Genomic DNA, 23,371 nt, shown 5'->3' on the forward strand with positions numbered 1-23,371 from the left:
TTCCTTGCGTTTGCGTGGCATAAAGTGGCTCCTTGGCCATCAGTTTATGCCTCACACACAAAAGATCGGATAGGCTCCGTTGCAGACGGCACACTTGAGTCACGGCACCCGGCACCCGGCACCCGGCACCCAAGCCGAAGTCGAAGTCGAAGTCGACGAAATCGCCACGCGGCGCACGCGAACGACCGCGATGAGCTACCCAACGACGCCGGCTTCGCCGAAACCGACTCGACCCGCGCACGCCCGAGCCTCAACCCGATCAAACCGCCACTTCCGGCGGCGCCTGTCGAAATAGCCGCGTCATCCAGCCCAGATACACGAGCCCGAGCACGAACCACGCGGCGCCGAGCACGAGCGCCGTCTTCTCAAGGCTGACGAGCAGCCAGACGTCCGATACCGCGCCGATCAGCGGACATACGAGCCCGCCGAGCATCCCGATCCTGCGCTCGCCATGATTGCCGGAAAAATACAGCCGAATCACGCACAGATTGACGGCCGTAAAGGCAAGGAAAGCGCCGAAGTTGATGAACGACGTCGACGTTGCGACGTCCAGCTTCAGCGCGATCAATCCGACCGCGCCGGCCAGCACGATGTTGATCGCCGGCGTCTTGAAGCGCGGGTGAACGAAACCGAAGATCCGTTTCGGCAGGATTTCATCGCGACCCATCGCATAAAGCAGCCGCCCGACGCTCGCTTGCGCCGAAATTCCCGACGCGAACTGCGCGAGAATCAGCCCCGCGAGAAACACCGTGACGAACAAGTCGCCGCCGATCATCTTCGCCACTTCGAACGCGGCCGAATCCGTATCCTTGAAGCCGACGCCGGGATGCGCAAGCTGCATCGTGTATGCCGCGATCACGAAGATTCCGCCGCCGATCAGCGCAATCAGCAGGATCGCGCGCGGCATGTTCCGTTTCGGATCGATCGTTTCCTCGGTCAGCGTCGACACGGCGTCGAAGCCGAGATACGAATAGGCGGCGATCGCGGCACCAGCCATCGTCGCGCCGAACGGCACGTGCGGCTTGAAAAACGGTTCGGCCATCGCGATACCGCCCTCGCCCGCCGCGGCCGACGCATAGTGCCAGCACAGCACGACGAACATCGCGACGATCGCCAGCTGAACGATCATCAGCACGATGTTGAAGCGCGCGGCGAGTTCGATGCCGACGACGTTCAGGCCGCTCGTCAGCACGATGAACGCGACGATCCAGACCCACGTCGGCACGTGTGGAAATGCGGCGTTCAGATACGCGGCGCCGATCAGCCAGATCACCATCGGCAGGAAGAAATAGTCGAGCAGCGTCGCCCAGCCGATCATGAAGCCCACGTGCGGGTTGAACGTCCTGCGCGTGTACGTATACGCGGAACCGGCAGCGGGATGGAGCCGCGCGAGCTTGCCGTAGCTGAGCGCGGTGAACGCGATGGCGACCAGCGCGAGCAGATACGCGAGCGCTGCCGTGTCGTCGCTGGCCTTGGCGAGCACGCCGTAGGTCCCGTAGACGATCAGCGGCGCCATATACGCGAGACCGAACAACAGGACGGACGGCAGGCCGAGCGTGCGCTTCAGGCGTGCCGGTTCATGGGGTGACGACGCTTGCATGTTATCTCCTGGGCCTTGGCGGCCGATGCGAATGCCTTTGTGCGATCGGGCCGGCATTTCGATGTGAAGGCCGGCATCTGCGGCGCGCAATGCGCGATGCGCTGCACATGCCGTGCACGGAATGCGGATACGGCTACCGCTACCACTACCGCGCGCGCTGCCCGCGCGCGTCGATCGTGACCGCCCGATTGGCGCCCGTCTGTTCGACCGGCGCGAGACCGAGCGTTACGCGCGCGTCGTGCAGATAGTTGTAGTGTTCGCGGCTCGCTTCGATGCGCGCGAGATCGATGCTTGCCGGCACGACCATCTCGTCGCGGCCGAGCTCCGTGACGATTTCGCCGAACGGATCGACGAGCGCGGACAGGCCGGCGAACGTCAGGTCGTCGTCGCCGGAACCGCAGCGATTGACCATCACCGCGAACATCTGGTTTTCCATCGCACGCGCGGCGATCGCGCGGCGGTGTACGGGGCCGAACGGATCCATGTTGCCGTTGGTGACGATCAGCAGATCGGCATCGAGCGAGCCGACCGCACGCGCCGTTTCCGGGAATTCGATGTCGTAGCAGATCAGCAGGCCGACCGTCAGGCCGTTCCACACGCACGTCTCGAAACGGTCGCCGGGCGTGAATACGCCGACGTCCGACGCCCACAGATGCGTCTTCCGATAGCGCAGCACGATGTCGCCGTTCTTGTCCACGAGCACCGTGGTGTTGTAGAACCGTTCGCCGTCGCGCTCCGCGAAGCCCAGCGCGACGGCGACGCCCTTTTGCCGCGCCGCGTCGCGCACCGCCGACACTGCGCGGCCGTCGATCGGCTGCGCGACGTCGGCGACGTTCTCGCGCGTCGGAAACCCGGACAGCGTCGTCTCGGGGAACACGACGAGCTTCGTGCCGCCGGCCACGTCGGCACGCGCGATCGTGTCGATCGTCTTGCGGGTGTTGTGCGCGACGTCGGCGTCGACGAGCGAAAGTTGCGCGAGTTCTACCTGCATCCATCCATCTCCTTCAATAGCCTTTCGATTGCGCGACGCCGGCGCTGCACGTGTCGCGCGTGCGGTTCGGCCCGGTTCGTCGCGCGAAGCGGTGCACGCGGCGCCGCTTCCGGTCGACGTCGATTATCGGGGTATTATTTTTGACCTCAAATTCCCCGGCAGGGTTACCCTCACTGGAGGACAGGATGGACTTCGAATGGCGGGATCTCGCTTTTCACAGGGAGATCGGCTCGGCCATCGACGCCCTCGATGGCCCGCATTTCTGGGCACGCCTCACGCGCGTGCTCGAGCGGCATCTCGGTTTCGACAACTGGGTCGCGCTGCGCTTTGCGCGCGATGCCGCACCGCTCGTGCTGGCCGAACAGGCGATGCCGGACGGCAAGGCCGACCTGATGTTTCAGGACTATCTGGCGGCGCTCTATCAGCTGGATCCGTTCTATCTCGCCGCGTTCGAAACGCAGGCGTCGGGCTTCTACACGCTTGCCGACGTCGCGCCGGACAACTTCCGGATGACCGAGTATTACCAGCGCTATTTCAAGAAGAACATCGTCGGCGACGAAGTGCATTTCAACGTCGTGATCGATCGCGATCACACGCTCGGCTTTTCGCTCGGCAAGACAAGCCAGTACGACGAGCGCGAGCTGGCGCTGCTGACGCTGTACGCGCCGTGGGTGCTTGCGCTGATGCAGCAACGCCTGCGCTTCGAGACGTTCGCGGCGAAGGCGCCGCCGCGCGCGTCCGCAGGCCACGCGACCGATCCGCACGCCCGCTTCGGCACGCTGACCGACAAGAACGGGCGCGGCGCGCTGACCGCGCGTGAAATCGAAGTCGCGATGCTGTCGTTGAGCGGATTCTCGTCGCGTGCGATCGCGGACAAACTGTCGATCTCGTTCGAAACCGTGCGCGCACACAAAAAGCACATCTACGCGAAGCTCGGCATCGGCTCGCAGTCGGAACTGTTCGCGCTGTTCTACGACCGCGGCGCGACGGGCGAGCCGGCCTGACGGATCGCGGCGTTCCTGCACCGCACGGCACGATGCGGCGCGGCACGGCGCGACGATCGCCGCGCCCCCGCGCCGGCGCTCCCCCCTTCCCCGCATTTGTTCCTGCCGCGCAAGACTGTTGCTCCATGGTGGGTGTTCGAACGCCGGGCCGACGCGCCTACAGTCTCGTCCATCGGATTCATCGATCCGGTCGGCACGAAAGCCGGAATCCTTCACCTGTCGAGGCATACCATGAGCACATCCAAAGTCGTCATCGTCACCGGCGCGTCGCAAGGCATCGGCGCGGAAACGGTCAACGCATTCCGTGCACGCGGCCATCGCGTCGTCGCGACTTCCCGTTCGATCGGCGCGTCGAACGATCCGGACGTCGCGACCGTTGCCGGCGACATCGGCGATCCGGCCGTCGCGCAGCGCGTCGTCGAAGCCGCGCTCGAGCGCTTCGGCCGGGTCGATACGCTGGTCAACAACGCGGGCATCTTCATCGCGAAGCCGTTCACGCAGTACACGGCGGACGACTATGCGGCCGTCAACCGCGTCAATCTGGACGGCTTCTTCTACGTCACGCAGCGCGCAATCGACGCGATGCAGCGGCACGGCAGCGGCCACGTGGTCACGATCACGACGAGCCTCGTCGATCACGCGAACAGCAACGTGCCGTCGGTGCTCGCGTCGCTGACGAAAGGCGGGCTGAACGCCGCGACGAAATCGCTCGCGATCGAATATGCGAAGGCCGGCATCCGCGTCAATGCGGTGTCGCCGGGGATCATCAAGTCGCCGATGCATGCGCCCGAAACGCATGCGACGCTCGCGTCGCTGCACCCGGTCGGCCGCATGGGCGACATGACCGACATCGTCGATGCGATCCTGTATCTCGATTCGGCGTCGTTCGTCACCGGCGAGATCCTGCACGTCGACGGCGGACAGAGCGCCGGGCATTGAGCGGCGACGCGCGCGCGAGGACGCCGAAATGCGAGCGGCGAACCTGCAGCTAGCGCGCCTTCCTTCCGGGCGCGCGGTTCAAATGCTCGACGAGATAGTCGACGAACACGCGCACGCGCGACGACAGGTAGCGAGCATGCGGATACAGCAGCATGAACGGCCGCGAGCGGCCGCCGAACCCGGTCAGCACCTCGACCAGCGTGCCGTCGCGCAGATCGCGTTCGACGATGAAGCGATACGTCTGGAACAGGCCGGCGCCGCTGCGCGCGAGCGTGACGCCGGCGAGCACGTCGCCGGACGTGCCGTAGCTGCCGGTCGTCGCGACGTCGAGTTCGTCGGCGGCGTCGGCGAACAGCCACGGAATCGGCCGCCCGCTGCTCGGCAGCTCGAACTGGATGCATTCGTGCGCATGCAGGTCGCCGACGGCGGTCGGCGTGCCGGCACGCTTCAGATAGCCGGGCGCCGCCACGACGACGAGTTCCGCATCCTCGAGCTTGCGCGCGACCAGGCTCGAATCGGCCGGCGCGCGGCCGCGGATCGCAAGATCGAAGCCTTCCTCCGCGAAGTCGATGTTGCGGTTGCTCAGATGCGTTTCGACGCGGACGTCCGGATACCGCTCGCGAAACGCCGGCAGCAGCGGCAGCACGCGGTAGTGTCCGTACGGCGTCGGCATGCTGATGCGCAGCACGCCGGCGGGCGTCGCCTGCTGGCCGGTCGCTTCGCGTTCCGCATCGACGAGTTGCGACAGCGCGTCGCGGCATTGCTCGAAGTAGCGTCGCCCGGAATCGGTCAGGCGGATCTGGCGCGTCGTACGCACGAACAGCCGCACGCCGAGGCGCTCTTCGAGCCGCGCGACCGATCGGCTCACGGCCGCCGGCGTCACGCTCGCCGCGGTGGCCGCGAGCGTGAAGCTGCCGAGCTCGGCGGCCAGACAGAACAGCTCGATGCTGCCGAGCAGCAAATCGTCGAATTTTCGTTGCATGACGCGGTTCCTGCCGTATCCGGTGCGTGGCGATCGCGGCCGGCGTGCCGCCTTGCCCGCGATGCCCGTTATGCGCGGCTGCCGTGCGGTTCGGCGGCAGCCGCGGCGCATGAAGCGACGAGTGTGCACGAATATCACCCTGAAAGGAGCACGACATGACGATCGAACGAAAACTGGCCGAACTCGGCCTCGCCCTTCCCGACCCGCCGCAACCGCTCGGCAGCTATACGGCCGTCAGCGAAGCCGGCAACCTGCTGTTCGTGTCCGGACAATTGCCGCTCGTCGACGGCAAGCTCGCGTACGCGGGCCGCGTCGGCGAACGGTTGAGCGTCGACGAAGGACGGCACGCAGCGCAGCTTGCCGCGCTGAACGTGCTCGCGCAGATCCGCGCGCATCTGGGCGGGTTCGACCGCCTGCACCATATCGTGCGCGTCGAAGGACACGTCGCGTCGGCCGACGGCTTTTTCGGGCAGCCGGCCGTGATCGACGGCGCGTCCGACCTGTTCGCCGCGGTGCTCGGCGACAAGGCGGGCCATGCGCGTTCCGCGTTCTCGCAGCGCCAACTGCCGGCGGACGCGGCCGTCGTCCTCGTCGTGATCGCCGAAATCCTTCCGGCGTGATGCGCGGCGCGCGCGACGGTGACCGCCCCGATCCGGCACGCGTGCCCGTCGCCGCACGAATTTCCGCTTTGCGTCGGCATGCCGATATCGCGGCTCGATCGGCGGCGAGCCTTGTCGTGCAAGGCCGTGCGCGTTTCAGATACATTGAAATACAAAATATCGCGTGCGATTCAATCGAATACGCTTGACGCCGCGGGTCGTCTCGACGAAACTCCATCGCATGCGATCGAATCGCATCTGAGAAAACCTTCCAAACCGACGGAGTGAACGATGAGCAAGATCGAAAAAGTGCTGTACACGGGCAAGACGCATACGACTTCGGGCGGCCGCGACGGCGCGGCGCGCAGCACCGACGGCCGCCTCGACATCCAGTTGTCGTCGCCCGGCAGCGCCGGCAACGGCACCAATCCGGAGCAGCTGTTCGCGGCCGGCTGGTCGGCCTGCTTCATCGGCGCGATGCAGCTTGCCGCACGTGCGTCGAAGGTGACGCTGCCGGCCGATCTTGCGGTCGACACCGAAGTCGATCTGGGGATGACCGGCAACGCGTACTTCCTGCAGGCCCGCCTGAACGTGAGCGTGCCGGGCCTCGATCGCGAAGTCGCGCAACGCATCGTCGACACCGCGCATCAGACCTGCCCGTATTCGAAGGCGACGCGCGGCAACATCGACGTCGAGATCCGTATCGTCTGAAGTCTGAACGCTGTCCGGGCGGCACGTCGCCGCCTGCCGAACCCTTACTTTCCTGTCGAGGTGAATGATGAAAACCCGTTTGATCGCAGCCGTTCTCGTTGCCGTTTCGGCGTCCGTTGCCGCGCCGGCGTTTGCCGACGAAGCCGTCGTCACGCGTGCGCAGGTGCGCGCGGAGCTCGTGCAGCTCGAGAAAGCCGGCTACGTGCCCGGCCGTGCGAACGATCCACACTATCCGGACGACCTGCAAGCCGCGCTCGCGCGTATCGATGCGCGTACCGCAGCGGCGGCCGACACGTCGACGTCCGGCTATGGCCGCGACGCGGCGGCCGGCACGCAGTCCGGCGCCCGTCAGCATGTCGCGCGCGTCGCCGAACGCTCGATCTACTTCGGCCATTGAATGCCTGCACCGGGCGCCGGCTGCCGGCGCACGATGCGCAACCCGTAATACCTGTTCTTTCCTTCGAGGTGAACGATGAAGACCCAACTGATCGCCGTGCTGCTCGCCGCCGTGTCGGCTGCCGCTACCGCTCCCGCATTCGCAGCGGAAAGCCCCGTCACGCGTGCGCAGGTCCGCGCGGAACTGGCCGCGCTCGAGAAGGCCGGTTATCTGCCGAACCGCCCGAACGATCCGCACTATCCGGACAACCTGCAGGCGGCACTGAACCGCGTTCGCGACAATGCCGCGCAGGTCGCCGATACGCAGACGTCCGGATACGGAAACGACGCCGCCGGCGCGACGCAGTCCGGCATTCGCACCGTCACGCGCGTGACCGAGCGCTCGATCTACTTCGGTCATTGAGCGCGCGCGACGATACGGTCGTCGATTCCCGGCAAATAAAGCACATGCGATGTAATCGCATGCGCTTTTGGTTTTGAACTGAACAAGTTGGCGGCTGGGAGCCGCAATGCGGATACGGAAGTCGATGCAAATAAACGCCGATCGCCGCGATGCACGTTACACGCCGTTTCGTATGCACGATGCCGACCACCGGCAAAGCGAAACGGTCGATGATCTTGTGCCGGAATCGATGCGGGATCGGTCGATGCCGGCTCCCGCATTCGCAATGGAAGCACGCACGAGAACGCCGGTTCGTCACGATCGAAGAACGACGCGAACCTTCGGCGCTGTGTCGTTCACGTCGTAACCGTGCAAGATCCGGCGCGCTGCCGATTGGAACGGGGAAGATTCGATGCGTTGCTGATCGCGCACCGGTTGCAGCGCGCATCGCACACATTCGATGAACAGCCGCCAGCGACGCCGGCGGCCCACGAACAACGATTGGCAAAACGGTGCACGCCGGCGACACTTGCGTCGCCGGCCCGCGATCACGATTGCTGCGCTTCGGTCGAACGCAGCAGATTGCCGCGCAGCGTGACGATCGCCTTCTGCACCTTCGCGAATTCATCGGGCTTCAGGCCGGTGGCTTCGACGAGATCCATGTCGAGCCCCTTCTCGCGTACGCGCCGGCCGCTTTTCGTCAGGCTCACGACGACCTGGCGCTCGTCCGACGGATCGCGATGCCGTTCGAGATAACCCATCGCTTCGAGCTTCTTCAGGATCGGCGTCAGCGTGTTCGATTCGAGGAACAGCTTCTCGCCGAGCTGGCCGACCGTCTGGTTGTCCTCCTCCCACAGCGCAATGATCGTGATGTATTGCGTGTACGTGAGGCCCAGTTCTTCGAGGATCGGCTTGTAGGCCTTGCCGAACGCGAGGTTCGTCGAATAGATCGCAAAGCACAGGAATTCGGACAGCTTCGGCGTGGCGGGCGATGGTGCGTCGGTCGTCTTCATGAACTTCCTCCAGCGGCGCGGGAACGGCCGCAGATGCATCGATTATATATCGCATGCGATCTTATCGGAAGCATGAAAATCGTTGCCGATCAACAGGATGCGGAAACGCAGACCGTGTCGCGAGCGCGACTGGCCGGCGCGCGAAACCGCGTTCATCCGTGCCGTTCGCGGCCGCCCCGTTCGTCCCGCTCGCGACGAGGACCGACCCGCAGCCGGCTTTCCGACAGCAGCGAGCATTGCACCGGATGCGCGATTTCGGTCGCGAGGCCGCCCGCGGCGAACAGCAGGATCATCAGCCAGCGTTTCATGCGTCCTCCACGACGGACAGGCTCGCGCCGTCGGCGACCGTCGCGTCGAGCGCGTACGGATCGATACCGTCCAGGCAGCCCAGATTGACGCGCCAGCGCGCCGGATCCTTGCGCGTCTGGTGGAACGGATAGACGCCGCAACGGCTGCAGAAATAGTGGCGCGCCACCAGCGTGTTGAAGCGGTAGCACGTGAGCGCGTCGTCGCCTGCGACGATCTTCAGCTCGTGCGCGTCGAACATCGGGCTCATCAGCGCGCCGCGACGCCGGCAGAGGCTGCAGTTGCAGCGGACCGCCGGCTCGACGGCGGTGCGGACTTCGAACTTGACGGCCCCGCAATGGCAGGACCCTTTGAACCAGGCGGCGGACATGCAGTGCTCCGGAAGGAAGAGGTCATGCCTGCGTTATAGCGAACGCGCACGAAGCCGTTGTATCGCAACGTATCCGCGCGCGGCGCGGATACGGAACATTGCAATTCCCGCTCGCGCCGTGCGTCGCGCGGACGTCAGTCCAGCGCGTGCCGCAACCGTTCGATCGCCGCGCGCGTTTCGCTCTCGAGCGTCGCGAACAGTTCGGCGGCCGGCAGCGAACGGACGAGCGGCGCGGCCTGCCCGGCCCATTGCGCGCCGTAGCCGAACTCGCCCTTCGCCTTCGCGGCCGCATGCAGCGCCTTGCCCGCGTCGTACGCGATCGGGTAAGCCGGCACCGCGGGCGCGCGCGGATCGTCGCCGAGCGCGGTCAGCCGGTTCGCGAGGCCGCGCGCGACACGGCCCGAGATCGCAGCCGTGAATGTAGTGCGATACGTGTCGTCGCCGAGGATCGCGCGCCGGTAGCCGTCGTCGATCGACGTCTCGGGACACGCGACGAACGCGGTGCCGAGTTGCGCGGCCTGCGCGCCGAGCGCGAGCGCGGCCGCGATGCCGTCGCCGTCCATGATGCCGCCCGCCGCGATGACCGGCAGCGCGCATTCGCGCGCGATCAGCCGCGTCAGCGCGAACGTGCCGAGGCGGTCGTCGCGGACGGTCGTATCGAACACGCCGCGGTGTCCGCCGGCTTCGATCCCTTGCGCGACGATCGCGTCGACGCCGGCCGCGGCGACCTGCCGCGCCTCGTCGACGTTCGTCGCGGACGCGAACAACGTGATGCCCGCACGCTTGAGCGCGGCGATCACGTCGGCCGACGGCAATCCGAAATGGAAGCTGACGACGGCCGGCTTTTCTTCGACGAGCATCGCCTGCATCGCGTCGTCGGCGACGAAGCTCGTATAGATCTCCGCCAGCGATGCGGGCGGCGTCGCACCGTATTCGCGGAACACGGGCGCGAGCCAGTCGAGCCACGCGCGTTCGACCGCCGCGTCCGCGCGCGCCGGCCGGTGGCAGAACACGTTGATGTTGAACGGCCGGTCGGTGAGCGCGCGCGTGTCGCGGATCATCTTGCGCGCGCCGTCGGCGTTCGTCGCGCCGACGCCGAGCGAGCCGAGCCCGCCCGCGTTCGACACCGCGGCCGCGAGCGCCGGCGTGCTGACGCCGGCCATCGGCGCCTGGATGATCGGTGCACGGATGCCGAGCATGCGCAGCAGCGTGCGGTTTTCGGTCGATCGATTCATGTCGTTTGTCTCCTGCAACATCGACGTTCGGAATGCTTCGCCGTTGCGCCGGCAAAGCGCGTTGCGTGGTTCGTGCGCGCTGCGATTCGGCGCCGCCGCAGCCTGCGCGGACTCGCGTACCGGCCGGCGCGCGGGCTGCGGTGCTCATCGTACGCCACGCCGCTGCCGCGCACGAGCGCCTGGCGGCTCCGGACCCGATACACGAGCGCCGCGCTGGCGGCCGGCAGCGCACCGGTGACGAAAACACCGAATGCAGCGCCGGTGCGATGCGCGGTGACCGGCCGCCCGGCAAGCGTTGCGGGCTGAACGGACGGTGCGCGCGGCGACGCTCACCGCGTGCGCGCGTTCGCCGTCACGATCAGGTCGACCGCGAACGCGATCGCGAGCGCGGCGGCGCCGACCGCGAACAGCACGTCGTAGCGGCCGCCGCTCGATGCGAACAGGTACGACAGCCCGTAAGCGGCGAGCGCCTGCATGATCGCGAAACTGGTCGTCGCGCTGCGCCACGCGTGCTTCGCGTCCGCCGCGCGATGCGCGAGCAGTTCGTTGACGCGGCCGAGCGCGAGCGGCACGATGCCGGGCGTCAATGCGCCGATCACGACGCTCGACACGATCAGCGCGGCCGGCCCGAGGCCGAGCAGCGGCAGCACCGCCGCGGCCGCCTCGATCGCGAACGCGATGCGCAGCGCGCGGCCGAACCCGGCGCGGTCGGCCAGATGTCCGCACGCGAGCGGCCCGACGATCGCGCCGAGGCCGTACAGCACCCAGTATTGCGCGCCCGCGTCGACGCCCTTGCCGAGCCCGCGCGCGACGTAGTCGACGAGGAAGATCATGTGCGGGACGAGCCCGACCGCGTTCAGCCCGTATGCGACGTACAGCGCGCGCAGGCGGCCGGCGGGCAGCGGGCGCGCGGATGCGTCGTGCGACCGCGCATTCGCGGCCGGCGGCGCGCCGTCCGCCGGCCAGCCGCGCCACGCGACCACCGTCAGCAGCAGCGACACGGCGGCCAACCCGAGCCACGCCGCGGTCAGTCCCTGCCGCAGCAGGATCGGCACGATCGTGCCGGACGCCGCGATGCCGAGGCCGATTCCGGTGAAGATGCCGCCGCTCGCGAAGCCGCGCCGGGCGGCCGGCACGTGCGCGAGGACGGTCGGCGCGGCGAGCACCATCAATGCGCCGCCCGACAGCCCGGACGCGAAACGCCAGACGAAAAACCACAGGAACGACACGGGCGCCGCGCACGCGACGAACGCCAGCGTCGCGACCAGCATCATCGCGCGCAGCACGCCGACCGGGCCGAGCCGGCGCGCGAGCGTACCGGCGACGAGCGCGCCGGCCAGATAGCCGCCGAGATTGGCCGCGCCGAGATAGGCGGCGCTCGATGCGGGAAACCAGTGCGCGCCGATGATCGCCGGCAGCAGCGGCGTGTACGCGAAGCGCGCGAGGCCGATGCCGATCAGGCTGGCGCTCGCGCCGGACACCGTGCCGCGCCATACGTTGAACGCCGGCGCGCGCGGCAGATTGGGAAGCGCTTGCTGCATGTTGGGCTCCATTCGGACGATCGGCGCGAACGCGCGCCGGTCGATGGGAGCCAGTCTAGATTGGATCGATAAACGGGAGAATCGGCGTCGTACGGAAGATATTCTTCCGCGCCGCGGTTCAATCGTCGTCCGTGATCTGCGACAGTCGCGCGAAATGCTCGCGCAGCCGCGGCGCGGCGAAATCGACGAACGCTCGCACTTTCGGCACGGACAGGCGGCCGTACGGCGTCAGCAGATGAACGGGCAGCGGCGCGTGCTCGCTGTCGCGCAGCACGATGCGCAGCGCGCCGTCCTTCACCGCGTCGGCGACGTGATACGAGAACAGCCGTGTGACGCCGTGACCGGCGACGGCCGACGCGATCGCCGCGCGGATCGTATTGACGATGAAGCGCGGTGCGAACTGCACGACCTGCGGCAGCGCCGACTGCCCGGACGGCGGGAAGCTCCACGAGTCGAGCCCGAAATGCGTCATCGAGATGACCCGGTGCTGCGCGAGATCGGCCGGCGTCTCGATCGGCGGATGCGCGGCGAGATAGCCGGGCGACGCGACGACCACGCGCCGCACCGCGCCGACCGGCACGGCGACCAGCGTCGAATCGGCGAGATGCGCGATGCGCAGCGCGACGTCGATCCCTTCGTCGATCAGGCTGACCGGCCGATCGAGCAGTTGCAGCCGGATCGACACGGCCGGATGACGGTCGATGAATTCGTCGAGCAGCGCGCGCAGCAGGTCCTCGCCGGCGGCGACCGGCGCGGTGATCGTCAGCAGCCCGCGCGGCGCCGAGCGCTCGTCGGCGACCAGCATGTCGGCTTCCTCGAGATCGGCGAGGATCCGCCGGCATGCGGCCGCGTAGCGTTCGCCGGCTTCGCTCAGGCGGATCGTGCGGGTCGTCCGGTACAGCAGCGCGGTGCCCGTGTGCGCCTCGAGGAACGCGATCGCGCGGCTGACGGCGGCCGGCGAGCGGCCGAGCCGCCGCCCCGCTCCCGCGAGGCTGCCCTCGTCGAGCGTGGCGACGAACACCTTCATCGCATCGATTCGGTCCATGGCGGGTCGGCGGGTCAGCGCTCGTGTGGGGGGCAGTGGCGGGAAACGAGCGTGAAGTCTACCGCACGCGTCGGCGGCGGCCGCGCATGCCGGTCGGCGCGCGGGAAAGCCCGGCGGAGCGATTCGGCGTCGCGCCGCGCATCGCCGCAAGGCGGCGGGGCGTTGCGTCGGGCGCGACGTGCAATCAGGGGGCGACGAGCGTCGGCGTCGCGACGGGCCGGGCCGGTGGATGCGCGTCGCGTGCGGCGCCGCACGCCGCTCCGCCCGCCCGCACGCCGCAGCCTTTCTGCACGGGAAAGGATGCTTGAAGCATCCGCAATTATCGAGTGCGGCGAATTCGCGGACCATGGTGTCGGGCCGTCCGCGCGCAGCCCGTGCATGCGGCGCGACGCGAACGCGGCATGCACGCCGTTGCGACGTGCGAACGCGCGCGTCGCCGCAGTGCCGCGATGCCGCGCGCGACGGCCCCGCATCCCTATTCCGACAAATCTGGAGACACGATGAACAGCCAATCCCTCGACCTTGGCGGGCGCGCGGACGACCGCGCGTCCGCACTGCCGTGCGCGGCGCGAACCGGCGCCGATGCGCCGCCTCTCTCCGCCCACGGCGTCACGCTCGGCGACTTCATGGACGACATGCCGGTCGGCGCATTGCACCGGTTCGTCGTGTGGGTGATCGGCATCGGGCTGTTCTTCGACATGTACGAGATCTTCCTGGTCAGCACGATCGGCTCGGCGCTGCAGAACGAATACGGGCTGAGCCGGCAAAGCACCGATTTCAAGCTGCTGCTCGCGTCGGCATTCATCGGCATGTTCGTCGGCGCGATGTGCCTCGGCAGCCTCGCCGATCGCATCGGCCGGCGCAACGCGTTCCTGCTGACGCTCGTGTGGTACAGCGCGTTCTCACTGATCGGCGCGTTTTCGGTGAACGCCGACATGCTCGTCGCGTGCCGCTTTCTGACCGGCATCGGCGTCGGTGCGATCTATCCGGTCGCCGACAGCTTCCTGTCCGAAATCCTGCCGAAGGACAAGCGCGGGCGCCTCGCCGCGTGGGCGTATACGACCTCGTACGTCGCGGTGCCGCTCGTCGGCTTCCTCGCGCTATGGCTGAACCCGCTGCACGTCGGCGGCGTGGCCGGCTGGCGGATCGTCCTCGCGCTCGGCAGTCTCGGCGCGGTATATGTGCTGCTCGTTCAGCACCGGCTGCCGGAAAGCCCGCGCTGGCTGCTCGCGCAAGGGCGCACCGCCGACGCGCACGCAGCGCTGCGACGCTTCGCGGACGGCGCCGGCGTGCGCATGCCCGAACAGTTCGCGCCGCCGGCCGAGCCGCAGCGGCCGCACGGGCTGCGCGAGCGGATCGCATTGCTGCGCCGCCGGCCGTACCGCGCGCGCTACCTGATGCTTGTGATCTTCCATCTGCTGCAGGGCTTCGGCTATTACGGCTTCGGTACGCTCGCGGGCACGGTCGTCAAGAGCCGCGGCTTCGACGTGACGGACAGCACGCTGTTCATCGCGCTGTCGTTCGTCGGCTATCCGATCGGCTCGCTGCTGTCGATTCCGCTGCTGAACCGGATCGAGCGCCGCACGCTCGTGATCGCGTCGATCCTGTCGGTCGCCGCGTTCGGGCTCTGCTTCGCGTATTCGGGCAACACGGTGCTGATCGTCTGCTTCGGCGTGTTGACGACCTGCGCGTCGAATGTGTTCAGCAACGCGTATCACGTGTACCAGGCCGAGATTTTTCCCGCACGCGTGCGCTCGACGGCGATCGGCAGCACGTATGCGCTGTCGCGCATCGTCAGCGGCGCGCTGCCGTTCGTGCTGCTGCCGGTGCTCGTCGACTACGGCGCCGGCGCGATGTTCGGCACGATCTCGGTCGCGCTCGGCATCGTCGCGGTTACGCTGCGTGTATTGGGGCCGCTGACCACGCGCCGCAGCCAGGACGAAATCAATCCGGTGTGATCGGCGCGAATTGGGTCGCCCGTCCGATGGCGCACCGTGCGCGCGAACGCGCGCCGGTGCGTTTGCGCGTCGACGCGCGGAACGTGCCTGAACGCGTCCGACGCGCTCAACGCGCCGACATGAAATCGAACAGCTTCGCGACGTCGCTGCTGAGCGCGGCGCCGGCCTTCACGCCGACCCACAGCGTGCGCGTCGCCCACGTGTCGTCGAGCTTCACGACGCCGAGCCGCGACGCGCGCTCGCCGGTCACCGCATCGCGCGGCAGCACGCCGATGCCGAGCCCGGCCTCGATCATCCGGCTCACGCCGTCGAAATTCGATACCTGGATCCGCAGCTTCAGCGAGCGCTCGGCCGCGAACGCCGCGTCGGTCATCCGCGCGAGCAGCGAACTGCCGTCGCTGAGGCCGACGTAGTCCTCGTCGAGCGTGTCCGCGAAGCGGATGCTGTCGCGCGCGGCGAAGCGATGCGCGCGCGGCACCAGCAGCACGAGTTCGTCGCGCCGGTACACGCGGCGCTCGATGCCGGGCGCCGGCACGTTGTCCGCGAACACGCCGACGTCGGCCTTGCCGGCCGCGAGCGCATCGACGATCTCGTGGCTCAGCCGCTCCTCGAGACTGACCTTGATGCCCGGATTGACGGTGAGGAATGCGGCGAGATCGGCGGGCAGGAACTGCACGATCGCGGACGTGTTCGTCCATACGTGAATATGGCCGCGCACGCCGGCGACGTAATCGCTCATCTCGTGCGCCATCCGGTTGACCTGCTCGATCACCTTCGCCGCATGGTCGAGCAAAGCGCGGCCGGCGGGCGTCAGCTCGACGCCGCGCGCATGCCGGACGAACAGTGCGCTGCCGGTCACGCTCTCGAGTTCGGCGATGCGCTTGCTGACGGCCGACAACGTGAGCTGGCCGTGTTCGGCCGCCTTGGTCAGACTGCCGTGCTCGGCGACGAGCGCGAACACGCGCAGCGACTGCAGATCGAAATGAAGCGGATTCACCATGTCGCGGGTCCTGGGAAGAAGCCGGGCGATGGCCGGCCGGTACGTGCGCGTGCCGGATCGCCGGCGCGGCGCGATGCCGATCATACGCGCGGCCGCGCGCGTGCGATACGGTGGGTCGGGCGTGCGGCCGGCGCGGTGCGAGCGCGTGGCATGCGGCACGCGTTTCGCCGTCGCGTTTCGGCCGGGATTCGCGACACCGGCCGCGTGCTGCAACGCGCCGCGTGTCGGGCAACGTCGAGCGACCGCGGCTGCTTGCGCGGAAGAATCGGCCGTGCGCTTACCGCGCCCGAGCCGCCTGCAGCGGCTCCGAAATCTCGATCAGGTTCAGATCGGGATCGCGCACGTAGATCGAGCGCAGCTTCTGCGTGGCGCCGGTGCGCTCGACCGGGCCTTCGACGATCGGCCAGCCGACGCGCGCGAGATGCGCGATCACGTCGTCGAGCGGCACCGACGCGACGAAGCACAGATCGAGCGCGCCGGGCACCGGCAAATGCGCTTTCGGTTCGAATTCCGCGCCGCGCACGTGCAGGTTGATCTTCTGGTTGCCGAAGCGGAACGCGAGCCGCCCGGCGCCGAACGTGTCGAGCTGCATCTGCAGCACGTCGGTGTAGAAACGCGTGGTCCGCTCCGGATCGACGCAGGTCAGTACAAGATGGTCGAGACGATCGACCAGCGCCATGAAGTCCGCTCCTTGTCTACCTGAAAGCGCGTTGCGCCGGCGTTGCCGCTGCATCGGCGGGCGGCGGCGGATGAAGGTCCGACCGGCGTCCGGCCTTCAGCAGCCGGCTCGGCACGTCGTGCCCGACCAGCGCGGGCAGCGTCGCGGCGGCCGCCAGCACGGCCGCGAGATCGACACCGGTGTCGTAGCCGTCGAGCGCGAGCATGTGCACGAGTTCCTCGGTGCACGCGTTGCCGGTTGCGCCCGGCGCGTACGGACAGCCGCCGAGCCCGCCGAGCGACGCGTCGAAGCGGTCGATCCCCGCGTCGAGCGCGGCAAGCGTGTTCGCGAGCGCCATTGCGCGCGTGTCGTGAAAGTGAAGCGTGAGCTGCAGCGTGCCGAAGCGCGCGCGGGCGCGCTCGCACAGGTCGCGCACCTGCGACGGAAACGCCATCCCGGTCGTGTCGCACAGCGTGAAGCCGTCGACGCCGAGCGCCGCGAACCGCTGCATCCATGCGAGCACGGTCTCGGCCGGTACGTCGCCTTCCATCGGGCAGCCCATCGCGGTCGACAGCGACACGTTGATCGCGACGCCGCTGCCGCGCAGCGCGCCGATCACGTCGCGCAGCTGCGCGAACGACTGCTCGCGCGTCATCCGCAGGTTCGCGCGATTGTGGCTTTCGCTCGTCGACATCACGAGATTCACTTCGTCGACGCCGCACGACAGCGCACGCTCGGCGCCGCGCACGTTCGGCACGAGCGCCGTATAGACGACGCCCGGCGCGCGCGCGATCCCGTGCATCACGGCTTCGGCGTCGCGCAGCGCGGGAATCGCGTTCGGCGACGTGAACGACGTGACCTCGATCTTCGCGTAGCCGCACGCGCTCAGCGCATCGACGAGCGCGATCTTCGCGTCGGTATCGACGAACGCCGCTTCGTTCTGGAAACCGTCGCGCGTCGCGACTTCGTGGATGTAGGTCCGTTTGCCCGGAGCATGCATGACGTCGCCTCCGTTTCAGATCACGCCGCGCGCGCGCCAGTCGTCGCGCGTCGCCGCATCGATGCCGATCGATTCGAGCACCGCATCGGTATGCGCGCCGAGCGCGGGCGCCGGCCGTTCGATGCGTCCCGGCGTCGCGTCGAGCTTCGGCACGATGCCGGGTACGAGCACCGGCGTGCCGTCCGGCAGCGCGGCGTCGACGATCATGTCGCGCGCGCGGTAGTGCGGATCGGCCGCGATATCGGCGACGTCGTAGATGCGGCCCGACGGAATGCGCGCTTCGTTCAGCGCGGCGAGCACGTCGTCGCGATCGTGGCGCGCGGTCCATTCGCCGATCGCCGCATCGATGCGCTCGACCTGCGCGACGCGTCCGTCGTTGTGCGCGAGTGCGGGATCGCGGCCGAGGTCCGGCCGCCCGATCAGCTCCATCAGCCGGCGGAAGATGCTGTCGCCGTTGCCGGCGATCAGCGCGTAGCGGCCGTCGCGGCACCGGTACGCATTGCTCGGCGCGATGCCCGGCAGGCTGCTGCCGGCCGGCTGACGCACCGCGCCGAACGCCGAGTATTCGGGCAGCAGGCTCTCCATCATGTTGAAGACCGACTCGTACAGCGCGACGTCGACGACCTGCCCTTTGCCGCCCTGCTGCTCGCGGTGCCGCAGCGCGAGCAGCACGCCGATCACGCCGTGCAGCGCCGACAGCGAATCGCCGAGCGACACGCCGACGCGCACCGGCGTGCGGCCCGGTTCGCCGGTCAGGTGGCGCAGCCCGCCCATCGCTTCGGCGATCACGCCGAAGCCGGGACGGTCGCGGTACGGGCCGGTCTGCCCGAAGCCGGACACGCGCAGCATCACGAGCCGCGGATTGATCGCGGACAGCGCGTCCCAGCCGAGGCCCCAGCCTTCGAGCGTGCCGGGGCGGAAGTTCTCGATCAGCACGTCGGTGTCGGCGACGAGGCGACGCACGACGTCCTGCCCTTCCGGCGTGCGCAGGTCGAGCGTGACCGACGTCTTGTTGCGCGACTGCGCGGCCCACCAGACCGACGTGCCGTCGTGCAGCAGCCGCCATTTGCGCAGCGGATCGCCGACGCCGGGCGGCTCGATCTTGATCACGTCCGCGCCGAATTCGGCGAGCATCCGGCCCGCGAACGGGCCCGCGATCAGTTGCCCGAGCTCCAGCACGCGGATGCCGTCGAGGGGTCTCGTCATGACTGTCTCCGATGAAATCGTGTTGTCGATGACGGCGATCATGACGGCGTTCGCGCGCGGCGAAAATCGATCGATGCTCAACCAGCCTTTCCCGAACGGAAAGGCATCCGTCGGTGCCGCGCGACGCTGCGCGGCGCTTTGCCGGTTATGGCCGCGACGAGCCTTTCCGTTCCGGAAAACGCGCGCGGGCGCCGCACGCGGCCGCGATGGGCGCCAACCCGCGCCGCTCAGCGTGCCGCGCCATCGCGCTCGCGGACAGCCGATGCGCCCGCCCGCACTGCATGCCGCGCATGCGCGAACGCGCCGCCCGTCGCATGCGGCTGCATGCAGTTCGCGGCTTGCGCGGGATCGAGCGCGCACAGCACGCTCGCGCGCCCGCCGTCGTCGTCCGGCAGTTCGGGCTGCCCGCGGGCGAATGCGGGCGCGACCGCCGCCGCGAGCAGCGCGGCGATCGCGAACCGGAACGCGGCCGTCACCGCACCCGGCCGCCGCATCATTGCACGCTCGCGGTCGACATCGACGTCGCCGCGCCCGCTGTCGCCGCACCCTGCTCGTGGTGCGCGATCGCATACAGTTCGCGATTGCGCGCGACCGCGTCCGCGCTCGGCGGATAGTCGGAGTTCGGTGCCGGCACCGTGCCGTCGCGCTGCGCCTGGATCAGCTGCGCGATCACGTCGGCACGCGTGAGCGCGTGCGGCGACGTCTGCGCGAAAGCGGCGATCGGCGTGCCGATCACGACGGCGAGCAGCGCGCTCGCTGCGATCAGTCTGCGGTTCATGATGAAACTCTCCTGAAGGATTCGACAAGGGCGCATCGGCGATGCGCCGCCGGCAGCATCGCGGTGCGACCGGCTGCCTGACGTGATCCATTGTCGGCAGCGCACCTGCCTGCGACGCTGACCGCCGGATGACAAATTCGAAATCTGCGGCGGCGTGCGCAGATAACGACTTCGTAATCTTCGGGTCAGCAGCGGGTCAACGCGGCGGCGGCAGACTGCACGCTCGTCGCATCGAACGCGAATCGAACGCGACATCCGTGCCCTGCTTCGAGGAACAACATCATGTGGATCGTCCGGCTGGCATTGCGCAGGCCCTACACGTTCGTCGTACTCGCGCTGCTGATCTTCATCGCGGGCCCGCTCGCGCTGCTGCGCACCCCGACCGACATCTTTCCGAGCATCGACATTCCGGTGGTCAGCATCGTGTGGTCGTACAACGGCTTCTCCGCGGAGGACATGGCGAAGCGGATCACGTCGAACTACGAGCGCGCGCTCACGTCCGACGTCGACGACATCGAGCACATCGAGTCGCAGTCGCTGAACGGCGTGTCGGTCGTGAAGATCTTTTTCCATCCCGGCGCCGACATCAACCGCGCGATCGCGGAAGCCGCGAGCAACGCCGCGTCGATCCTGCGCATCCTGCCGCCCGGCACGCTGCCGCCGAACATCATCACGTACAACGCGTCGACGGTGCCGATCCTGCAGCTCGGGCTGTCGAGCAAGACGCTCGCCGAGCAGCAGCTGTACGACCTCGGCAACAGCTTCATCCGCACGCAGCTCGCGACGGTCCAGGGCGCCGCGGTGCCGCTGCCGTTCGGCGGCAAGATCCGGCAGATCGTCGTCGATCTCGATACGCGTGCGCTGCAGGCGAAGGGGCTCGCGCCGATCGACGTCGTCAACGCGATCAATGCGCAGAACCTGATCCTGCCGGGCGGCACCGCGAAGATCGGCACGCGCGAGTACGACGTGCAGATGAACGGCAGCACGCAGACGGTCGCCGCGCTGAACGACCTGCCGGTGAAGACGATCGGCGGCAACGTCGTGTACGTGCGCGACGTCGCGCACGTGCGTGACGGCTACGCGCCGCAGACCAACATCGTGCGCGCGGACGGCCGGCGTGCGGCGCTGCTGACGGTCGAAAAGACCGGCAGCGCGTCGACGCTGACGATCATCGACCAGGTGAAGGCGATGCTGCCGAAGATCGAAGCCGGGCTGCCGAAGGCGCTGCACATCGCGGCGCTCGACGATCAGTCGGTGTTCGTGAAGGCGGCGGTCCACGGCGTCGTGCGCGAAGCGCTGATCGCCGCGTGTCTGACCGCATTGATGATCCTGCTGTTTCTCGGCAGCTGGCGCGCGACGCTGATCATCGCGGTGTCGATCCCGCTCGCGGTGCTGACGTCGCTGCTCGCGCTGTCCGCGCTCGGCCAGACGATCAACATCATGACGCTCGGCGGCCTCGCGCTCGCGGTCGGGATCCTCGTCGACGACGCGACCGTCGCGATCGAGAACATCACGCATCACCTCGAACGCGGCGCGCCGCTCGAAGACGCGATCCTGACCGGCGCCGGCGAGATCGCGGTGCCGACCTTCGTGTCGACGCTGTCGATCTGCATCGTGTTCGTGCCGATGTTCCTGTTGACGGGCGTCGCGCGCTACCTGTTCGTGCCGCTCGCGGAAGCCGTGATCTTCGCGATGGTCGCGTCGTACTTCTTCTCGCGCACGCTGGTGCCGACGCTCGCGATGGCGCTGATGCGCGCGAAGGGACAAGGCCGCCCGCCGCGCGGCGCGTTCGCGCGCATCGCGCGGTTCCAGGCCGCGTTCGAGCATCGCTTCGAAGCCGTGCGGCTGCGCTACCGTGCGCTGCTGTCCGCGGCGATCGCGCGGCGCCGCCGCTTCGCGGCCGCGTTCCTGCTCGCGTGCGTCGCGTCGGCCGGCCTGTTCGCGTTCGCCGGCGAGGACTTCTTCCCGTCGGTCGACACCGGCGAGATCCGGCTGCATCTGCGCGCGCCGACCGGCACGCGGATCGAGGAAACCGCGCGGCTGACCGACGAAGTCGAAGCGAAGATCCGCACCGTGATTCCGGCGAACGAGCTCGCGGGCGTGCTCGACAACATCGGCGTGCCGGTGAGCGGGATCAACCTCACGTACGACTCGTCCGACCCGATCGGCACCGAGGACGCCGACGTGATGATCACGCTGAAGCCGAACCATGCGTCGACCGCCGCGTACGTCGCGAAGCTGCGCAACGTGCTCGCGCAGGCGTTTCCCGGCGTGACGTTCGCGTTCCTGCCGGCCGACATCGTCAGCCAGATCCTCAACTTCGGGCTGCCGGCGCCGATCGACATCCAGATCGTCGGGAACAAGCTCGATCAGAACCGTGCGGTCGCCAATGCGCTGCTCGCGAAGCTGCGCGGCGTGCGCGGGCTCGTCGACGCGCGTATCCAGCAGCCCGGCGACGAACCGGCGATCGACGTGAACGTGGACCGCACGAAGGCGATCCAGGCCGGCCTTGAACAGCGCGACGTCGCGCAGAACCTGCTGATCGCGCTGTCCGGCAGCTCGCAGACGACGCCGAACTTCTGGCTTGATCCGCACAACGGCGTCAGCTATCCGGTGCTGGTGCAGACGCCGCAATACACGGTGAATTCGCTGCAGGCGCTCGCGAACGTGCCGCTGCCGACCGGCGCCGCACGCTCGCCGCAGACGCCGGCCGGCGGCCCGGCCGCCGGTGCGCCCGCACAGAACCTGCTCGGCTCGCTCGGCACGTTCTCGCGCTCGACGCAGCAGGCGGTGGTGTCGCACTACAACGTGCAGCCGGTGCTCGACATCTTCGCGTCGGTGCAGGGGCGCGACCTCGGCGGCGTCACGGCCGACGTGACGAAGCTCGTCGACGACGCGCGTGCGCAGCTGCCGCCCGGTTCGTCGATCGTGCTGCGCGGCCAGGTGCAGGCGATGCACGAATCGTTCGCGGGCCTGCTCGGCGGTCTCGCGCTCGCGATCGCGCTCGTCTACCTGCTGATGGTCGTGAATTTCCAGTCGTGGCTCGATCCGCTCGTGATCGTCGGCGGGCTGCCCGCATCGCTCGCCGGCATCGCGTGGATGCTGTTCGTCACGCGGACCACGCTGTCGGTGCCCGCGCTGACCGGCACGATCCTGTGCATCGGCATCGCGACCGCGAACAGCATTCTGGTCGTGAACGCGGCGCGCGAGCACCTCGCGAGCGGCGAACCGCCGTGGCAGGCCGCGCTCGATGCGGGCTTCGACCGCTTCCGCCCGGTCGTGATGACCGCGCTCGCGATGCTGATCGGCATGCTGCCGATGGCGCTCGGCTTGGGCGACGGCGGCGAGCAGAACGCGCCGCTCGGCCGTGCGGTGATCGGCGGGCTCGCGTTCGGCACGGTCTCCACGCTGCTGTTCGTGCCGGTGCTGTTCGGCTTCGTGCACGCGTGGCTCCAGCGGCGCCGCGACGCGGCCGCCGCGCGCCACGCGCCCGACACGCCGGTGCTGCGCTGAATCCGGATTTCCGTCCCTTTCATTCGATTCGCTCGACCTCGGACCCATCATGAACGACCCGACCATCGAACCGCTCGCCCCGCCGCCCGCCGATCCGGCCGGGCCTTCCACCGCCGCGCGCGGCACGACGCCGCCAGCGCCGCC

At 68.4% G+C, this 23,371-nt stretch carries 23 protein-coding genes; 8 read left to right on the top strand and 15 right to left on the bottom strand.

The genetic code is table 11. The features are described 5' to 3' along the window. Window positions 1-259: 259 nt before the first annotated feature. Together BUB20358_RS25320 and BUB20358_RS25325 are read right to left on the bottom strand one after the other, a co-directional pair. Window positions 260-1,600, bottom strand: coding sequence for an APC family permease (locus BUB20358_RS25320; RefSeq protein WP_035972350.1), 1,341 nt, complete (start codon window positions 1,598-1,600; stop codon window positions 260-262). Window positions 1,601-1,745: 145 nt separating this feature from the next. After that, entirely contained in the window at window positions 1,746-2,591 is an 846-nt protein-coding gene (locus BUB20358_RS25325) for a carbon-nitrogen hydrolase family protein (RefSeq protein WP_006764290.1), read from the bottom strand. 185 nt (window positions 2,592-2,776) lie between these two features. On the opposite strand from BUB20358_RS25325, the gene BUB20358_RS25330 reads away from it, so the two are divergent. Continuing rightward, a complete protein-coding gene (locus BUB20358_RS25330; protein ID WP_035972352.1) occupies window positions 2,777-3,595 on the top strand; it encodes a response regulator transcription factor in 819 nt (272 codons plus the stop codon). A 231-nt stretch (window positions 3,596-3,826) separates the two neighbouring features. After that, window positions 3,827-4,534: an SDR family NAD(P)-dependent oxidoreductase gene (locus BUB20358_RS25335; RefSeq protein WP_035972354.1), complete on the top strand. Its 708-nt coding sequence runs from the start codon at window positions 3,827-3,829 to the stop codon at window positions 4,532-4,534. Between the two features lie 49 nt (window positions 4,535-4,583). Here the strand turns inward: BUB20358_RS25335 and BUB20358_RS25340 are convergent, their stop codons facing one another. Then, on the bottom strand, window positions 4,584-5,516 hold the full coding sequence (locus BUB20358_RS25340; RefSeq protein WP_035973350.1) for a LysR family transcriptional regulator: 933 nt from the start codon (window positions 5,514-5,516) through the stop codon (window positions 4,584-4,586). A 155-nt stretch (window positions 5,517-5,671) separates the two neighbouring features. Here BUB20358_RS25340 and BUB20358_RS25345 point away from each other — a divergent pair, with 155 nt between their 5' ends. The 4 genes from BUB20358_RS25345 (at window position 5,672) to BUB20358_RS25360 (ending at window position 7,625) form a co-directional block, all read left to right on the top strand. Then, window positions 5,672-6,136, top strand: coding sequence for a RidA family protein (locus tag BUB20358_RS25345; RefSeq protein ID WP_006764294.1), 465 nt, complete (start codon window positions 5,672-5,674; stop codon window positions 6,134-6,136). Between the two features lie 270 nt (window positions 6,137-6,406). Then, a complete protein-coding gene (locus tag BUB20358_RS25350) occupies window positions 6,407-6,826 on the top strand; it encodes an organic hydroperoxide resistance protein (RefSeq protein ID WP_006764295.1) in 420 nt (139 codons plus the stop codon). Window positions 6,827-6,893: 67 nt separating this feature from the next. Further along, entirely contained in the window at window positions 6,894-7,223 is a 330-nt protein-coding gene (locus BUB20358_RS25355) for a DUF4148 domain-containing protein (RefSeq protein ID WP_006764296.1), read from the top strand. A gap of 75 nt (window positions 7,224-7,298) precedes the next feature. Then, complete coding sequence (locus tag BUB20358_RS25360) at window positions 7,299-7,625, top strand: DUF4148 domain-containing protein (RefSeq protein WP_006764297.1); 327 nt, start codon at window positions 7,299-7,301, stop codon at window positions 7,623-7,625. Between the two features lie 527 nt (window positions 7,626-8,152). Here the strand turns inward: BUB20358_RS25360 and BUB20358_RS25365 are convergent. The 6 genes from BUB20358_RS25365 to BUB20358_RS25390 form a co-directional block, all read right to left on the bottom strand. Then, window positions 8,153-8,617 carry a MarR family winged helix-turn-helix transcriptional regulator gene (locus BUB20358_RS25365; RefSeq protein WP_035973351.1) on the bottom strand — a complete coding sequence of 155 codons (465 nt, stop codon included), beginning with the start codon at window positions 8,615-8,617 and terminating at the stop codon, window positions 8,153-8,155. Window positions 8,618-8,769: 152 nt separating this feature from the next. Continuing rightward, entirely contained in the window at window positions 8,770-8,925 is a 156-nt protein-coding gene (locus tag BUB20358_RS25370; protein ID WP_006764299.1) for a hypothetical protein, read from the bottom strand. Continuing rightward, window positions 8,922-9,293 carry a GFA family protein gene (locus BUB20358_RS25375; protein WP_006764300.1) on the bottom strand — a complete coding sequence of 124 codons (372 nt, stop codon included), beginning with the start codon at window positions 9,291-9,293 and terminating at the stop codon, window positions 8,922-8,924. The genes BUB20358_RS25370 and BUB20358_RS25375 overlap by 4 nt, the downstream gene beginning before the upstream one ends. 134 nt (window positions 9,294-9,427) lie before the next feature. Next, window positions 9,428-10,528, bottom strand: a complete 1,101-nt coding sequence (locus BUB20358_RS25380; RefSeq protein WP_035972358.1) for an NAD(P)H-dependent flavin oxidoreductase — start codon at window positions 10,526-10,528, stop codon at window positions 9,428-9,430. Window positions 10,529-10,857: 329 nt separating this feature from the next. Continuing rightward, window positions 10,858-12,069 carry a YbfB/YjiJ family MFS transporter gene (locus tag BUB20358_RS25385; RefSeq protein ID WP_035973352.1) on the bottom strand — a complete coding sequence of 404 codons (1,212 nt, stop codon included), beginning with the start codon at window positions 12,067-12,069 and terminating at the stop codon, window positions 10,858-10,860. 118 nt (window positions 12,070-12,187) lie between these two features. Then, window positions 12,188-13,114: a LysR family transcriptional regulator gene (locus BUB20358_RS25390; RefSeq protein WP_035972359.1), complete on the bottom strand. Its 927-nt coding sequence runs from the start codon at window positions 13,112-13,114 to the stop codon at window positions 12,188-12,190. Between the two features lie 500 nt (window positions 13,115-13,614). Between BUB20358_RS25390 and BUB20358_RS25395 the strand changes: the two genes are divergently transcribed. Then, window positions 13,615-15,072, top strand: coding sequence for an MFS transporter (locus tag BUB20358_RS25395; RefSeq protein ID WP_035973353.1), 1,458 nt, complete (start codon window positions 13,615-13,617; stop codon window positions 15,070-15,072). Window positions 15,073-15,178: 106 nt separating this feature from the next. Here the strand turns inward: BUB20358_RS25395 and BUB20358_RS25400 are convergent, their stop codons facing one another. The 6 genes from BUB20358_RS25400 to BUB20358_RS25425 form a co-directional block, all read right to left on the bottom strand. Then, window positions 15,179-16,072 carry a LysR family transcriptional regulator gene (locus tag BUB20358_RS25400; RefSeq protein WP_006764304.1) on the bottom strand — a complete coding sequence of 298 codons (894 nt, stop codon included), beginning with the start codon at window positions 16,070-16,072 and terminating at the stop codon, window positions 15,179-15,181. 277 nt (window positions 16,073-16,349) lie between these two features. After that, on the bottom strand, window positions 16,350-16,751 hold the full coding sequence (locus tag BUB20358_RS25405) for a VOC family protein (protein ID WP_035972360.1): 402 nt from the start codon (window positions 16,749-16,751) through the stop codon (window positions 16,350-16,352). Window positions 16,752-16,767: 16 nt separating this feature from the next. Then, complete coding sequence (locus BUB20358_RS25410) at window positions 16,768-17,730, bottom strand: hydroxymethylglutaryl-CoA lyase (protein ID WP_006764306.1); 963 nt, start codon at window positions 17,728-17,730, stop codon at window positions 16,768-16,770. Between the two features lie 15 nt (window positions 17,731-17,745). Continuing rightward, window positions 17,746-18,936, bottom strand: a complete 1,191-nt coding sequence (locus tag BUB20358_RS25415; protein WP_006764307.1) for a CaiB/BaiF CoA transferase family protein — start codon at window positions 18,934-18,936, stop codon at window positions 17,746-17,748. 227 nt (window positions 18,937-19,163) lie between these two features. Beyond that, window positions 19,164-19,430 carry a hypothetical protein gene (locus BUB20358_RS25420; RefSeq protein ID WP_223296940.1) on the bottom strand — a complete coding sequence of 89 codons (267 nt, stop codon included), beginning with the start codon at window positions 19,428-19,430 and terminating at the stop codon, window positions 19,164-19,166. Further along, entirely contained in the window at window positions 19,430-19,714 is a 285-nt protein-coding gene (locus BUB20358_RS25425) for a DUF4148 domain-containing protein (protein ID WP_035972362.1), read from the bottom strand. The genes BUB20358_RS25420 and BUB20358_RS25425 overlap by 1 nt, the downstream gene beginning before the upstream one ends. A 282-nt stretch (window positions 19,715-19,996) precedes the next feature. Between BUB20358_RS25425 and BUB20358_RS25430 the strand changes: the two genes are divergently transcribed. Continuing rightward, window positions 19,997-23,227: an efflux RND transporter permease subunit gene (locus tag BUB20358_RS25430; protein ID WP_035972363.1), complete on the top strand. Its 3,231-nt coding sequence runs from the start codon at window positions 19,997-19,999 to the stop codon at window positions 23,225-23,227. Window positions 23,228-23,371: the final 144 nt, after the last annotated feature.

The sequence above is a fragment of the Burkholderia dolosa genome (assembly GCF_902499135.1).
Lineage (GTDB): Bacteria > Pseudomonadota > Gammaproteobacteria > Burkholderiales > Burkholderiaceae > Burkholderia > Burkholderia dolosa.

Bases quoted from the DNA above. Each gene is read 5' to 3' on its own strand.
- BUB20358_RS25320 (WP_035972350.1), bottom strand. From the start codon at position 1,600: ATGCAAGCGTCGTCACCCCATGAACCGGCACGCCTGAAGCGCACGCTC.
- BUB20358_RS25325 (WP_006764290.1), bottom strand. From the start codon at position 2,591: ATGCAGGTAGAACTCGCGCAACTTTCGCTCGTCGACGCCGACGTCGCG.
- BUB20358_RS25330 (WP_035972352.1), top strand. From the start codon at position 2,777: ATGGACTTCGAATGGCGGGATCTCGCTTTTCACAGGGAGATCGGCTCG.
- BUB20358_RS25335 (WP_035972354.1), top strand. From the start codon at position 3,827: ATGAGCACATCCAAAGTCGTCATCGTCACCGGCGCGTCGCAAGGCATC.
- BUB20358_RS25340 (WP_035973350.1), bottom strand. From the start codon at position 5,516: ATGCAACGAAAATTCGACGATTTGCTGCTCGGCAGCATCGAGCTGTTC.
- BUB20358_RS25345 (WP_006764294.1), top strand. From the start codon at position 5,672: ATGACGATCGAACGAAAACTGGCCGAACTCGGCCTCGCCCTTCCCGAC.
- BUB20358_RS25350 (WP_006764295.1), top strand. From the start codon at position 6,407: ATGAGCAAGATCGAAAAAGTGCTGTACACGGGCAAGACGCATACGACT.
- BUB20358_RS25355 (WP_006764296.1), top strand. From the start codon at position 6,894: ATGAAAACCCGTTTGATCGCAGCCGTTCTCGTTGCCGTTTCGGCGTCC.
- BUB20358_RS25360 (WP_006764297.1), top strand. From the start codon at position 7,299: ATGAAGACCCAACTGATCGCCGTGCTGCTCGCCGCCGTGTCGGCTGCC.
- BUB20358_RS25365 (WP_035973351.1), bottom strand. From the start codon at position 8,617: ATGAAGACGACCGACGCACCATCGCCCGCCACGCCGAAGCTGTCCGAA.
- BUB20358_RS25370 (WP_006764299.1), bottom strand. From the start codon at position 8,925: ATGAAACGCTGGCTGATGATCCTGCTGTTCGCCGCGGGCGGCCTCGCG.
- BUB20358_RS25375 (WP_006764300.1), bottom strand. From the start codon at position 9,293: ATGTCCGCCGCCTGGTTCAAAGGGTCCTGCCATTGCGGGGCCGTCAAG.
- BUB20358_RS25380 (WP_035972358.1), bottom strand. From the start codon at position 10,528: ATGAATCGATCGACCGAAAACCGCACGCTGCTGCGCATGCTCGGCATC.
- BUB20358_RS25385 (WP_035973352.1), bottom strand. From the start codon at position 12,069: ATGCAGCAAGCGCTTCCCAATCTGCCGCGCGCGCCGGCGTTCAACGTA.
- BUB20358_RS25390 (WP_035972359.1), bottom strand. From the start codon at position 13,114: ATGGACCGAATCGATGCGATGAAGGTGTTCGTCGCCACGCTCGACGAG.
- BUB20358_RS25395 (WP_035973353.1), top strand. From the start codon at position 13,615: ATGAACAGCCAATCCCTCGACCTTGGCGGGCGCGCGGACGACCGCGCG.
- BUB20358_RS25400 (WP_006764304.1), bottom strand. From the start codon at position 16,072: ATGGTGAATCCGCTTCATTTCGATCTGCAGTCGCTGCGCGTGTTCGCG.
- BUB20358_RS25405 (WP_035972360.1), bottom strand. From the start codon at position 16,751: ATGGCGCTGGTCGATCGTCTCGACCATCTTGTACTGACCTGCGTCGAT.
- BUB20358_RS25410 (WP_006764306.1), bottom strand. From the start codon at position 17,730: ATGCATGCTCCGGGCAAACGGACCTACATCCACGAAGTCGCGACGCGC.
- BUB20358_RS25415 (WP_006764307.1), bottom strand. From the start codon at position 18,936: ATGACGAGACCCCTCGACGGCATCCGCGTGCTGGAGCTCGGGCAACTG.
- BUB20358_RS25420 (WP_223296940.1), bottom strand. From the start codon at position 19,430: ATGCGGCGGCCGGGTGCGGTGACGGCCGCGTTCCGGTTCGCGATCGCC.
- BUB20358_RS25425 (WP_035972362.1), bottom strand. From the start codon at position 19,714: ATGAACCGCAGACTGATCGCAGCGAGCGCGCTGCTCGCCGTCGTGATC.
- BUB20358_RS25430 (WP_035972363.1), top strand. From the start codon at position 19,997: ATGTGGATCGTCCGGCTGGCATTGCGCAGGCCCTACACGTTCGTCGTA.